At 46.4% G+C, this 14,496-nt stretch carries 10 protein-coding genes; 7 read left to right on the forward strand and 3 right to left on the reverse strand.

Annotated features, from left to right (window positions below):
• Nucleotides 1-96 precede the first annotated feature (96 nt).
• Nucleotides 97-894 (reverse strand): response regulator transcription factor, encoded by a 798-nt coding sequence (locus E6W40_RS02860; RefSeq protein WP_211146960.1) that lies wholly within the window; start codon nucleotides 892-894, stop codon nucleotides 97-99.
• Nucleotides 884-2,656, reverse strand: a complete 1,773-nt coding sequence (locus tag E6W40_RS02865; protein WP_136604098.1) for a histidine kinase — start codon at nucleotides 2,654-2,656, stop codon at nucleotides 884-886. The genes E6W40_RS02860 and E6W40_RS02865 overlap by 11 nt, the downstream gene beginning before the upstream one ends.
• A gap of 278 nt (nucleotides 2,657-2,934) precedes the next feature.
• Here E6W40_RS02865 and E6W40_RS02870 point away from each other — a divergent pair, with 278 nt between their 5' ends.
• The 7 genes from E6W40_RS02870 (at nucleotide 2,935) to E6W40_RS02900 (ending at nucleotide 12,828) form a co-directional block, all read left to right on the forward strand.
• Nucleotides 2,935-4,473 carry a response regulator transcription factor gene (locus E6W40_RS02870; protein ID WP_136604099.1) on the forward strand — a complete coding sequence of 513 codons (1,539 nt, stop codon included), beginning with the start codon at nucleotides 2,935-2,937 and terminating at the stop codon, nucleotides 4,471-4,473.
• An 18-nt stretch (nucleotides 4,474-4,491) separates the two neighbouring features.
• Entirely contained in the window at nucleotides 4,492-6,291 is a 1,800-nt protein-coding gene (locus E6W40_RS02875) for a sensor histidine kinase (protein WP_136604100.1), read from the forward strand.
• A 16-nt stretch (nucleotides 6,292-6,307) separates the two neighbouring features.
• Complete coding sequence (locus tag E6W40_RS02880) at nucleotides 6,308-7,846, forward strand: response regulator transcription factor (RefSeq protein WP_246072819.1); 1,539 nt, start codon at nucleotides 6,308-6,310, stop codon at nucleotides 7,844-7,846.
• Between the two features lie 127 nt (nucleotides 7,847-7,973).
• On the forward strand, nucleotides 7,974-9,677 hold the full coding sequence (locus E6W40_RS02885; protein WP_136604102.1) for a type 2 periplasmic-binding domain-containing protein: 1,704 nt from the start codon (nucleotides 7,974-7,976) through the stop codon (nucleotides 9,675-9,677).
• Nucleotides 9,678-9,794: 117 nt separating this feature from the next.
• On the forward strand, nucleotides 9,795-10,760 hold the full coding sequence (locus E6W40_RS02890; RefSeq protein ID WP_136604103.1) for an ABC transporter permease: 966 nt from the start codon (nucleotides 9,795-9,797) through the stop codon (nucleotides 10,758-10,760).
• A 2-nt stretch (nucleotides 10,761-10,762) separates the two neighbouring features.
• A complete protein-coding gene (locus E6W40_RS02895; RefSeq protein WP_136604104.1) occupies nucleotides 10,763-11,722 on the forward strand; it encodes a carbohydrate ABC transporter permease in 960 nt (319 codons plus the stop codon).
• Nucleotides 11,723-11,814: 92 nt separating this feature from the next.
• Nucleotides 11,815-12,828, forward strand: a complete 1,014-nt coding sequence (locus E6W40_RS02900; RefSeq protein WP_136606802.1) for an endo-1,4-beta-xylanase — start codon at nucleotides 11,815-11,817, stop codon at nucleotides 12,826-12,828.
• 169 nt (nucleotides 12,829-12,997) lie between these two features.
• On the opposite strand, the gene E6W40_RS02905 is transcribed toward E6W40_RS02900, so the two are convergent.
• Nucleotides 12,998-14,227: an MFS transporter gene (locus tag E6W40_RS02905; RefSeq protein ID WP_136604105.1), complete on the reverse strand. Its 1,230-nt coding sequence runs from the start codon at nucleotides 14,225-14,227 to the stop codon at nucleotides 12,998-13,000.
• Between the last annotated feature and the right edge of the window lie 269 nt (nucleotides 14,228-14,496).

The following is a 14,496-nucleotide window of genomic DNA, read 5'->3' on the forward strand; positions in this document are numbered from 1 at the left end:
TTGCGAGAGATGTATGCGCTTTCTCTCTCTCTGGAACAAGTGTAGCACCCCCTTGCATAGAGACATAAGGGTACAGCGTTTAGGTATTATTCCATTTTATTTGGGTGTTGGGTCATTGTTTCTCCGGTAAAGACCCGGACTGTTCCCTTCATATTCCTTAAAGACCTTGTTGAAATATTTGGTTGTCTGGTAGCCGACACGCTCGGCAATTTCGACGACAGGCAGCCGGGTTTGCAGTAGAAGCTCCTTGGCTTTTTGAACCCTCATACGGGTCACATATTCAATAAATGTCATCTGCATCTGTTCTTTGAACAGCACGCTGAAATAGCTGGGATTCAAATGTACATGATCGGCCACCTCGCGAAGACCGAAGCTCTGATTCAAATGTTCTTCCACATAGCGGATGGCTTCTTTAACCGGTTCGCTCCGGTTATCCAGATCTTCCGTCACTTGAACCAGCTTGCTATCGACGATCCGCTGCATCTTAGTGATCCGCATGCGCTCCTCATGTGCCCCGAGAGCTATCTCCACAGCATCAATCAGCTTATCCTTGCGGATAGGCTTGAGCAGGTAATTGACGACTCCCAGTTGAATGGCTTGATGCGCATAATCGAATTCGGCATATCCCGAAATGAGAATCACCGACGGTTTTGTGGCCAGAGACGTTGTTTGGAGCAGCTGAACCAGATTCAGTCCGCTGATCTCCGGCATCCGGATATCCGTTATGAGCAGGTGGACCGGTTCTTGTATCAGCATCTGCAGAGCATCCCTGCCATTGTCCGCCGTTCTGATCTCACAGCATCCGCCGCTCCAGGCATCCAGCATCGTTTTTAAACCCCGTCTTGTACGGGGCTCATCATCAACGATTAATATCGTTTTGGATTTAAACAACATGAAACTCTCCCATCTGGATTGGAATGGTAAGACTGATCATTGTCCCCTCGTTATGTCCGCTATGGATGGTTAGACCGGGATGTTCCCGCCCGGCTCTGCCGTAGTAGAGCCTGATCCGCTGCTGAACATTAAAAATGCCCAAGCCGGATCCCTTGGTGGACGGCATCTTTCCGGTACTGAGCGCGGTGACAATTCTGTTCAACATGTCCTCGTCCATGCCTTTTCCATTGTCGGCTACCGTGACCACCAAATGTTTGGCATCCTCGGAAAGCACGACGTTAACGGATATGTCTCCCGGTCCGATCCTGCTTTCGACCCCATGGAGTACGGCATTCTCGACTAGCGGCTGAATCAGCAGCTTGGGCATGGGGACAGAAGCATAGGCAGGTGGGGAAGAGATCGACCATGTCATATGTTCGCCAAGCCTCATTTTCATAATCAGCAAATAACGTTCGATATGCTCAAGTTCATCCCCGAGCGTAACCCATTCCTCTTTGTTAGGCCCCGTGATGGTATACCGGAACAGGTCAGCCATCGCCACCACATATTCGGCTAGCTCCTCCTCCTGCTTCTCCTGCAGAGACCAGTACAAGGCTTCCAGTGTATTAAACAGAAAATGAGGATGGATTTGCGCTTGAAGCGCCTTGAGTTCTGTACGGCTTTGTATAATTTCTTTTTCATAGACCAGTTCAATCAGCTCGTTCATATGTTCAACCATTTGATTGTAAGAGTGGTTCAACTCGTTAATCTCAATGGTTGAGGAAATTTGGGTTGTCGGCTTCAGGCCGCCAAGCCTCGCACTTCGCATCGTCTTGATCAGTTTGAATACAGGGCGGGTAATGATGGTGGACAGCAGAAAAGATAGCAGGATAAAGAGCAGCGTTCCGATGCCGGCAGAGACGAAAATCGCTGTACGCAAAACCGAGATTCCGCTGGTGATGGCACGAATAGGCGTAAGAATCAATAGTGTCCAGCCGGTGACTGCGGATTGCTGCTTAACCAGCATATATTTATTCTTATCGATCGACACCACCGGCTCATCGGCTTCAATCAGAGGCTTGATCTCGGATGGCGTGAACTGGTCATCATTGGCTGCAATCAGACTGTAGTTTCGGTCAACCACAAGCATGGTCTCACGGCCGTTCTCTCCCGAGATTGATTCGTTGATTTTAAATACCTCCCGTTTCATCCGGATGAGCAGATATCCACCCGGCCTGAACCACTGGTCCATGAGACTGACGCTCCGAATGGCCAGTACGGATTCCGGATCCAAGGGATCGATGCCGATCCATACGATTCGGCCTTTTTCTTCTTGGGCGCTTTGTATCCATTTTTGACTGACTTTGCTGTTGAGATCACCCTCATCAAGAGGGAAGAGACGACGGTTGCTGCTGCTGTAGAGCTCGACGGAATTGACGCTATCGGCGTAGGTTTGCACGATTTTGATACTGGTTAACAGTGCTTGGCGTTCAGAGAACGTGGCTTGCTTTCCGCCAAGCTCATTCAGCAGAACCTGCTGTACATACTGATTTGTGGCAACCTGCATCGTTAGAGAATCGATCTGGTTCAGAATGGCCTCCAGTCTGCCGTTTGCTTGAACAGCGGTTTGCTGAATATGTTTTTCCGCATTGTTTTTCAGCAGTCTGGAGACCGAATCGAAGTTGACGATACCGACCACGAACAAGATAATCAGCATGACAAAAAGAAACCCGAGGAGCATTTGATTACGGAGGGTATTGAACCTGTTCATCTTTCTCAGCACGCTGAATCAACCTTTCTGTTGCCATGCATTATTTTGGGCTAATTGCGTATGTAATTTCAGATTCCGGTTATCTGTCATTGTCCTTATTTTCGTCCATCTGTCCACTCTTTTTTTTCAAATGACAGCAGGAGTCCGGCATGATATAGTGAATGACTAACAGCTTCTTTTTTGTTGCTTCTCTGCTAAAATCAGGATTACTTTGCAGTTAATAACGGGAATGTTCCGAAAATAATGAATACGCTTACAGTTTGGGGATTTGACGGAGAGGAGCGAAAGGCATGCTGAACGTACTTCTGGTCGATGATGAGCCATGGGTTCTGGAAGGTTTAAGAACAATGGTTACCTGGGAGAAATACGGCTTTCAAGTTTGTGGAGAAGCCTTGAATGGTACCGATGCACTCAGACAGATACAGGAATACCATCCGGAGCTTGTCATTACGGACATCCATATGCCGGTTCTGAATGGTATTGAACTGATTGAGCAATCCAATCAGATGTTATCAAAACCTCCCAAATTTGTTGTTCTAAGCGGATATGATGATTTTAGCTATGCCCGTGCAGCCATGCGCCAGCGTGCAGCCGGATACTTGCTCAAACCGGTTGATGATGAAGAAATGGGAGCTTTATTACATAAACTCAGCAGAAAAATACATGACGAAATCACTGCAGAAGAGGATCAGAAGAAGACACAGCTTCTTGCTGTAAATCATGTGATCAACCGCTTGCTGCAGGGAGAATATAACCTGGACTTAGAGGGACAGGCTGATGAAACTTTAAAGCTTCAATGGGAAGAGGAAATTGGAGTCGCTTTAATTGAAAACGTTTTCGATTATCGTGAATTGCGACCGAAACTATTAAAGCATTTTGGGGTAGATACTGGCTTTCAGGATCGTGATGGAAAAACGGGAATCATCCTTCAGTCGTCTATCTTGTTCTCGGAAGGACGGCTTGAAGAGGCAATCAATGGGCTTCAGAAGGAACTGTCGGAAATGTCCAACCAGCCGGTTATTATCGCAGTCAGTAATAAAATGAGCGGTATACGTTCCATCCGGGAGATGTATTTGCAAGGCCTTGAGGTTGGAAGGATGAAACGCCGTCAGGAGCGAGGCGGCGTGTTTTATTTTCAGGATCTCAGGAGAACGAAGCAGAGACAAGACCTGCATAAGGATAAATTCAAATTGCTGTATGAGACGGTGCAGGCTGGAAAGACGGAGAATATCCCTTTTTGTGTGAAGGAAACCTTTACATGCTTGATGGATAGTCTGCTTGAGATCGAATTCGTGAAGGCGAATGTGGCTGATCTGGAATTCTCGCTTTGCCGGCTGATTGCTGAAATGAATGGGAAACCGGATGCGTTAATGGAGGAGCTGCGGAATACGCATGGGAATTTGGACAGTATAGGCGAATATGGGGTACTCGAGAAATATGTATGCCGGTTATGTACACAGGCAGCTGAGGGTTTGTCTGAATTAATGCAGCAAAATGAGAGTAATACGATATTTCATGTTATTCAGTACGTAGACCGCGAGTATCGGAATAAACTGCAGCTGCAGGATTTGGCGAGACATTTTCATATGAACGCTACTTACCTGGGACAGCTATTTAAGAAAAATACCGGGAAACCGTTTAAGGAGTATCTAAATGAAAGAAGGATTGAGGAGGCAAAAAGGCTGCTGAAACGGACCCAGATGAAAATATCCGATGTTGCTGTCCAGGTTGGCTATCCGAACACGGATTATTTTATTAATAAATTCAAGCTGCAAACCGGTGTACTGCCATCGGTCTATAAAAATGACGCCGGAAACAAGCAGATGTAAAAACGGGAGGAGCTCCAAATGCTCAAAAGAAAATTTAAACTTAGAAAATTCGTTAATGATATCCCTTTGAATTACAAATTTTTTCTGATTTTCTTCGTTGGCGTGCTGCTCCCGATCGTCGTGATTCATTTGCTGGTGATGGACCGGATGTCGGAACTGATCAAAGCGAGGGAAGAGCAAAACCTGGAAATATCGCTGGAGAGAGCCAGAAAGGATATTCACGATTTTATAGATGGAGGTGTGGCGGTCAGTCATGCCTTAAATACGGATAAGACACTCTATGAAATGCTTGATCGGGAGTATAAGGATCAACTGGATTTTTATGAAACCTTTGATGAGCAGCTGCGAAACCGGGTTACCAGCTATATTCCGGTGAATAATCAAATTCAGAGAATCAGCATATTCACCGACAATAAATCCATCGTGAACGGAGGGAATTACCATGTGATCGATGAAGGAGTGCTGGACAGTGACTGGTACAAAATGTGGGAAAACTCCAGCAATCCGGTATTTGTAGCGGCATATCGAGCGGCTGAGGCGAATAATACGGCTTCAACGGTACCCTATCTAAGCGTCATCGAAAGAATGGACTATTATGATTATTTTGACACATACAAAAAGCTGCTCCGAATCGATATTGATCTCAGTAAAATCTATGATGTTATTATGCGGGAAAAGGATTATTTGAATCTCTATTTGGTCAATGAGAACAACCAGATTATTATGTCATCCGATAGCGGCTACCAAAGAGGGAAAGTGGATGCATATCCGGTTTTTCAATTGGCGGAAGGTGACAATCAGCAGGATGTTCATACTCTTTCCATCGGCAGCGCGAAGTACGTCAAAGGCTGGAAACTGATCGGCATCACCCAGGGCGTCCGGATATCCAAGGCAATGATGGAAATGAGACTATACATAAGTGCGTTAGCGGCTGTCGTTACTTTGTTTACTACGACATTTATCTTTATCATGCTCAGATCCTATAATTATCGGGTTAAACGTTTATCCCGCCACATGCAAAAGGTCACCAACGAAAAATTTGATCTTATCCAAATTGATGAAGGCCGTGATGAAATCGGCGGGCTGATTCAGAATTTCAACATGATGACCACCAGAATCAAATTCCTCATCAACAACGTCTACAAACTGGAAATTCAAAAGAAAAATCTGGAGATGGAAAGAGTGCGCGCCGAGCTTAACTTTTTGCAAAGCCAGATGAATCCCCATTTTCTTTTTAACACACTAAATGCGATTTTGGTTGTATGCACGAAAAACAACTATACGGATGTCACGGATATTATTAAAAGTTTATCCAAGCTTCTCCGCCGACTGCTCAGCTGGAAAGAAGATATCGTTACGCTTGAGGAAGAACTGATGTTCATTGAGATGTACCTCAAAATAGAAAAATTCCGCTTTAGAGATAAATTTGAGTATCAATTTGAGGTTGAAGAGGATGCGGTTCATTATAAAATTCCTAAAATGAGTATTCAGCCGCTTGTCGAAAATGCCTGTAAACATGGGATTCAGGCGATTCAGGGCGTTGGCATGGTGAAGATCTGCGCTTTTGTCGTCGATGGCCGTCTTCGTATAGTGATTTCGGATAATGGGAAGGGCATGGATTCCAGCAGACTCAAGGAAATCATCATGTCCGTACGCAAGGAGAATTCTACCGGAATAAGTATTGGTATCCGTAATGTGTATCGGAGACTGGAGCTGTATTATAACGACCAGGTCCGCTTCGATATCGTGAGCACACCGAATCAAGGAACAACGGTATTCTTCGAAATCCCGATTAAGTATCTTGATCAGGTCGTTTAACAGGAGGGAACTCGTGATGTTCAAAGTGCTGTTAATTGATGATGAGCCGGGGGCTATTGAAGGCATGCAGATGTGGATCAATTGGCAGGAGCTCGGCTTCGAAGTCTGTGGTACCTGTAATAACGGGATGGAAGGCTTGCAGATGATTCAGGACCTTGGGCCGGATCTCGTGGTTACGGATGTGAATATGCCGCTGATGGATGGGCTGATGATGATAGAAGCTTGGCAGAAGATGGAGTCCAAACCGGTCAGGTTTGCCATTGTAAGCGGATATAGTGAGTTTGAATATGCACAGAGATCCATGCGCTTCGGCGTGAATCATTATCTGCTGAAGCCCGTTATCCCGGAAGAAGCCGAAGAGGAATTGAGGGAGATTCATCAAGAACTGATGGATGCGTCTGCGCAGCAAAGCCTGACACGGATTGCTTCGTATGAAGAAGTAGTTTCTCTTATCAAAAGGCTATTGAATAAACAGTTGATCGAGGAGTCCGACCGCTCGCTTCTGAGCAAGGTATCAGCGGACATGGAGGAATGGAATTTCTGCCTGATCCAGATGGAGCCGTCATCATTTGCAGAACTGCGGGGAAGAGCGGCGTCAATGCTGGAGCAAGAGGACAGAGCCTATCTGGTTGATCTGGATATGAATACCTTCGGGATTGTTTGTGGTTATGATGGCCGTGCAAATAGGGAAGGCAGCTCATACCGGATCATGTATGAGCTAGAACATTTGTTTTCCCCATACCGGGTATTCTTGGCTACGGGTACCGGGGAGAGCACCCTGCTTCAGATCGAACGATGCTATCAAACTGCAAAAGAAGCGATAAGTTACCAATTTTATGATCAGGCAGATCACCGCATGATCTCATTCAAGAGCATCCGGAATAAGCCCTTTCATTACCATTACGACCAAATGCAGCTGATGGAAGGCATGATCGCAGCGATCACCCTTTTGGATAAGAGTGGTTTTCAGAAGGCCGTTGAATCAGCAGCCAGCAGTTTTCGGGAAATGCTTATTGCACCTGAAATTGTAAAAAAGGTTGCTATCCATATGCTGTACCGAATCATAGAGATCGTGAGGGAAGCAAGTGATGAAGTACAGGCAGAGTCTCTCAATGAAAAATACAGACTGTCGCGCAATTCGGGCTCGCTTCTGACGCTGAATGATGTCATGGGTGATCTGTTGTCCTGCGGTGAGGAATGCATCGATTGGCTGCTGAGTGAGCAGCTCAAGCATTCACAAGGGATTATTCATGCAATCAACAGCTATATCCGTGAACATTTCGCCGAGCCCCTCTCCATCAAAAAGCTGGCTGAAGTGTTCTATCTGCATCCGGTTTATCTGGGGCAGCTGCTTATGAAGAAGAACGGAATCAGCTTTCATGAGCTGCTGCATGACCTGCGTGTGGAGGAAGCTATCCGTTTGCTTGGAGAGAACAGGCTTAAAAACAGCGAAATTGCGGAGCAAGTGGGCTACAGCCACTACAGCCAATTCCTCAAACAATTCGAAGCAAGAAAGCATATGTCTCCGAATGAATACAAAAAGACCATGTTCTAAGGTTTTTAGGGTTACTCCTTTAATTGTGCTATAGTTTCAAGTTTGGTAGCGCTTTTACAATAAGGATAGGTTACTGAAAAGGCTTACAAAAGCTTGCTGTAGCTAAAATTTGACGGAGGTGCTTTACATGGGGGGTAAGTCCAAAACGCTGTTCCGGCTTGGCTTGATGCTGTTGTTGACCTTCAGCGTCGTCCTTTCGGGATGCGGGGGAAGCAAGGATACGAGTTCGAGTTCCGGCAGCGACAGCAATAAGAACACCACAGAGCAGGCAGCAACCGGGAATAACGATGATAAGGTGGAACCGTTTAATGTCAGTGTTTTTATCGGGGAAGCCGGTCAGCAGCCGACTCCGGACAACAAGATATACAAAAAGATCAAAGACGAGCTGGGAGCAACCTTTAATTTTGAATTTCTGGCAGGGGACATTAACCAGAAGCTGGGCGTTATGATCGCTGGTTCCGACTATCCTGACCTGATGACCGGTAACACCAAACTGACAGCAGCCGGGGCTTATATTCCTCTGGAGGACTTGATTGAAAAGTATGCACCGAACCTGAAGAAGCATTATGCGGATTACTGGAACATGATGAAGGACCCGAATGACGGACATATCTACATTTTGCCGAACTACGGGGTATATAACGGGAAGCTGAACAGCACATGGTATTCGGGACCAGCCTTCTGGATCCAGAAAGACGTGCTCGAGGATGCGGGATATCCGAAAGTCAAAACTCTCGACGAATACTTTGACTTAATCGCCAAATATAAAGAAAAAAATCCGAAGATTGACGGCAGTCCGACGATCGGATTTGAAATTCTGAACTATGACTGGAGAAACTGGGGCCTCTTCAACGCTCCGCAGCATTTGATCGGCCACCCGAATGATGGCGGAGTTGTCGTCAAAGACGGTGTCGCAGAAATATTTGCGGATAAGGATTATGCCAAGCAGTACTATCAAAAGCTGAACGAAGTAAATGATAAGGGCTTAATCGATAAAGAAACCTTCGTACAGAACTATGACCAGTACTTGGCTAAGCTGTCCAGCGGAGCGGTTCTCGGGATGTTTGACCAGCATTGGAACTTCCAAAATGCAGAGAACTCCCTGATTACCCAAAAGAAAGATAACAGAACGTTTGTAGGCTTGCCGCTGGTCTATGATGAAAGCACGAAAGATTATTATCGTGACCGGGCACCGCTCAACTTAAATAATGGTTTCGGAATCAGCGTAAACGCCAAGGATCCGGAGAAAATCATTAAATTGCTGGATAAGCTGATTACGGAAGATTGGCAAAAGGTCTTCACCTGGGGTGTTGAAGGCGAAGACTACGTGGTGAATGAAAAAGGCAGATTCATGAAAACACAGGAACAGCGGGATAAATTTACGGACGGCACTTGGAAGCTGGCTAATAAAGCCGACGCATTCTTCTCTTTTGCACCGAAAATGGAAGGCAGCTTCAGCGATGGGAATTCGACGGATGCCGCCGCCCAGCCTGAGGAATATCAAGCAGGCCTGAAAGAATACGACAAGAAATTCCTGCAAGCCTACGGTTACAACAGCTACGTTGATTTCTTCAGCGACCCGCCTGAAAACCCTGTATATTACCCAGCCTGGACCATTGATTTGAATGAAGGTTCGGAAGCAAAAGTGGTCAATACGAAGCTTAATGATCTGTCCACTAAATTCCTGCCTAAGGCGATCCTGGCGAAACCTGCTGATTTTGATTCTGTATGGACCGACTATACATCGCAAATCGGCAAGGTGGATGTCAAAGCCTATGAAGATCGGATCAATGAACAGATCAAGTGGAGAATCGATAACTGGAGTAAATAAGTGCTGATTTGTTGCAGAAAGTGGAAGGCGTCATTCGCCTTCCACTTTCTAAAATCAGGATGCGGTAAAGGATCATACAGCATACTGAAATAAAGGTTTGTGGGGAGAGCAACTTGCATGGAGGAGACTTTAGGGAAAAAAAGAGCCGTCCGTAATCCAAAAAAACAAAAAAAACATCCGATGACCTGGTCCCTTATTAAAAATCAGAAGCAGCTAATCTGGATGTCGGTTCCTTTGACGCTATATATTATTCTTTTTGCCTATGTACCTGTCTGGGGATGGACGATGGCTTTTCAGAATTATAAGCCTGCGCGCAGCTTTGGTGAACAAACATGGGTTGGTTTTAAGCATTTCAAATTCCTGTTTACGGACGACGACTTTCTAAGAGTGCTGCGAAATACCCTTGGAATGAGTTTGATCAATCTCGTATTGGGATTTGTCACAGCGATCATTTTGGCCTTGCTGCTTAACGAAATCAAGAAAGTTTTTTTGAAAAGAACCGTGCAGACGATTTCTTACTTGCCGCATTTTCTGTCCTGGGTCATTGTAACCGGGATTGTCGCGACATCTCTCGCTTCGGATGGAATCATCAATGATATGCTGTTGAAGCTGCATATCATTAAAGAGCCGATCCTTTGGCTCAGCGAAGGAAAGTACTTCTGGGGTGTAGTTGGAGCCTCGCATGTCTGGAAGGAAGTCGGCTGGAACACGATTATTTATTTGGCAGCCATGGCATCCATTGATCCCGCGCTATATGAAGCAGCGGAAATGGATGGCGCGAGCCGGTACAAAAAAATGCTTTACGTAACGATACCTGGCATTAAATCCACCATCGTCATTTTGCTCATCATGTCCATCGGCCATATTTTGGATGCCGGGTTTGAGGTGCAGTATTTGCTCGGCAACGGACTTGTTGTGGACTGGGCGGAGACGGTTGATATCTTCGTTTTGAAATACGGGATCGCTCAAGGAAATTATTCACTTGCTACTGCCGGGGGCATTTTTAAAACGGTCGTCAGTGTGACCATGCTGCTGCTTGCAAATTGGACTGCGAAACGGCTAGGGGAAGAGAGGCTGTTATAATCATGGGAAATCATCAACTCAGCCCGCAAAAAACAACAGGCATTGCACTGAAAAAAGGTCCCGGAGGGGGCCGGATTGAGCCGATTCTTTTTAATACATTTAACTTGGTGTTCATGATTGTTCTGGTTATTGTGACGCTATATCCTTTTCTGAACACGATCGTCGTTTCATTGAATGCGGGAAATGATACGATCCGCGGCGGAATTTACTTATGGCCACGGCAGTGGACCATACAGAATTACAAGGCGGTATTCGCCTCGGGAACGATCTATAACGCTTTCTGGATCTCGGTTGCCCGGACGGTTCTTTCCACGCTGCTTAACATATTTCTGACAACGATGCTATCGTACACGCTAAGCCGCCGTGAGTATGTTTTTCGTAAACCGATCACGATCATTTTTGTGCTGACGATGTACTTCAGCGCCGGTCTGATTCCGGGATATTTTCTTATTAAGGATTTGCATTTGCTGAACAGCTTCTGGGTATACATCTTCCCGTCCATGATTAGCGCATTCAACATGATCGTCATCCGGACTTATATTGGAACGATTCCGGAAAGCCTTGTTGAATCGTCCAAAATTGACGGCGCGGGTGACTTTAAAATTTTTATGCGGATCATCTTTCCGCTGTGTACCCCGGTGCTGGCAACGATTGCCCTTTTTGTGGCCGTAGGGGCATGGAATTCCTGGTTTGACTCGTTTCTCTACACATCTTCAAAGCAGGAGCTCAGCACGCTGCAATATGAGCTGATGAAGCTGCTATCTTCCAGCATGAATTCCAATAACAATCCGAATGTAGCCGCAGGCGTAGGTATGACTCAGGACAGCGCGATATCGCTTGTGACTCCGCTTTCGATCCGTGCCGCCGTGACGGTCGTAGCATCTGTGCCGATCCTCCTGGTGTATCCGTTTATGCAGAAGTACTTTGTTGTCGGATTGAATGTGGGGAGCGTTAAGGAGTAAATACCGGTCTCATCTATTTCGTACACGAATCCGATTTTGCGTGGCTTGTCAGGCATTAGACTTTGAAGCAGGAGGCAATGGACTTGAACCCTATGAATACACGCACAGAAACAGCATTAAAAAGTATATTTTCGGATGATTTCAAGATTGGAGCTGCTGTAAATCCGTTAACGATCCGGTCGCAGGAGGAGCTGCTTGCCTATCATTTCAACAGTATCACAGCGGAAAATGAAATGAAGTTCGCCAGTATACATCCGGAGGAAGAAATCTATTTCTTTGATGATGCCGATCGTCTGGCTGCCTTCGCCCGCAAACATAGGATGGCCATGCGCGGCCATACACTGGTCTGGCATAATCAGACGACGGATTGGCTGTTTCAGGATCATCAGGGTCAGCCGGTCAGCAAAAAGATATTGCTGGAACGCCTTCATTCTCATATCCATACGGTGGTTGGCCGCTATCGAGATGACATTTACGCATGGGATGTCGTGAATGAGGTCATTACGGATGAAGGAGCAGAGCTTCTCCGACCGTCGAAGTGGCTGGATATTGCCGGGCCCGATTTTATAGCCAAAGCGTTTGAATATGCACATGAAGCGGCCCCTAGCGCCCAGTTGTTCTACAATGATTATAATGAGTCCCATCCGGAGAAATGCGATAAAATTTACACTTTGGTCAAGTCACTGATCAAGCAGGGCGTGCCGATTCATGGCATTGGTTTACAGGCACACTGGAATCTGTCTGATCCTTCGCTGGATGATATCCGAACAGCGATCGAAAAATATGCTTCCTTAGGTATGCAGCTTCAGCTCACGGAGCTGGATATGTCGATGTTCCGCTTCGAGGACAAACGATCTGACCTGAAGGAGCCGACGAATGGCATGCTGGAGCAGCAGGCAGAGAGGTATGAATCCGTGTTTCGGCTGCTGAAGGAATACCGTGATGTGATCAGTTCTGTAACGTTCTGGGGAGCGGCGGACGATTATACCTGGCTGGATAACTTCCCTGTACAAGGGCGTAAAAACTGGCCATTCCTATTTGATGAGCAGCATCTACCGAAGCCTGCCTTCTACCGGATCGCCGATTTGCATGTGAAAAAAGGCTAACATTCAGCTTCTCCAAACATGATGGACTGCTGACTCATGCCTTTGAAAGAAGCGCTTTACAAGGAAGAACAATTTACGAATATAAGGAATGCTGATACTCATAACAAAAACAGGCAGCACAAGGATATCCTTGTGCTGCCTGTTTTTTAATGTTTGCCGGTATTGTACGTTAAATCTCTTTGCCCGAAGCATGCAATGGCAGAGGGATTTGCTGCCTGCGCTCTTGAAGATAAATGGCCAGCCCGATCAGAAATGCAATGCTGACCAGCACCGCGCCGACCCATGGCAAGGAGGTCAGCCCCATATTATTGATGACCCACCCGCCGCAGAAAGCACCAAATGCATTGCCTAAATTACCTGCAGAATGATTGGACGTGGAAGCCAGAGCCGGCGCATCCTGCGCCATATTCATTATTTTTACTTGGATGCCCGGCATAACCGCGAAGGAAGCAGCCCCCCACAGGAAGATGGTAATGACAGCAAGCACGGGACTTTTCACGGTAAATGTAAATATGGTAAGCAGCACGCATAAGGAGGCAAAGATGCCCAAAACCGAAGGCATGAGCTTCCAGTCTGCCAGCTTACCTCCGGCTATATTGCCGAGGGTGACTCCGATGCCGAACAATACTAGAATCCAGGTTACGCTTTGCTCGTGGAATCCTGTAACCTGCTCCAGAAGAGGTGCAATATACGTAAATACCGCGAACAGACTGGAGTTGCCGATAGCGCAGGCCAGCAGAATCACCAGCAGCTTAGGTTGAACGAGAGCTTTAAACTGCTTTGTGAGGCTGGCAGATTGGTCCTGCCGGATCCGGGGGATGAAGATCATAATACCTATCAGGGCAATAATCCCCATCAGCACAATAGCGGCAAATGAAGCTCTCCAGCCAAGATGCTGTCCAACGAAGGTTCCAATCGGGACGCCGATAATATTAGCGATGGTGAGTCCCGCCATCATGATGGAGACCGCTCCCGCCCTCTTATTCGGCTTGACGAGATTGGAGGCTATGACGGCCCCGACCCCGAAAAAGGTGCCATGACAAAGGGCGGTAATCAAGCGGGCTCCCATGAGTATGGCATAATTCGGAGCGATGACGGCAATGCCGTTTCCGAGAATGAACAGAACCATGAGCAGGCAGAGCAGCAGCTTTTGAGGGAGCCGGTGGGTGAGGACCGTGAGAATAGGGGCACCGATGGCAACGCCCAGAGCATAGCTGGTGATGAGCTGCCCGGCGGTGGAGATGCTGACATGAAGGTCTTCAGCGACATTAGGCAGAATGCCCATGATGACAAATTCCGTCATGCCAATGGCGAAGGCGCCTACCGTCAGTGAGAGAATGGAAACCGGGAAGGGATCTTTGGTTCGGGCCTTTCCGCGGAGGGTTTGTGATTGATTCATGCTGTGGGTCCAACCTTTCTGCAAACGGGCGTGATTTATTTAATGTAATTATTGTATTTTTCATGAAAATTTTCAAGAACCAATATTTCCGTAAAGTTATTGACAGGCCTATTAAAAACAATTAAAGTTCTTTAATAACATCACTGGAGAAATTAAAAATGGAATGAAAGTTTCGGTGATGAAATAGCGGAAAAATAGTAGCTTTATAGTGAATATATCATCCTATGTCAGATATATTTCTCCATGGGTGAAAATAATTATAGTGGAGG

Origin of the sequence: Paenibacillus dokdonensis (assembly GCF_004916975.1) — a bacterium.
GTDB classification, from domain to species: Bacteria; Bacillota; Bacilli; order Paenibacillales; family Paenibacillaceae; genus Paenibacillus_AQ; species Paenibacillus_AQ dokdonensis.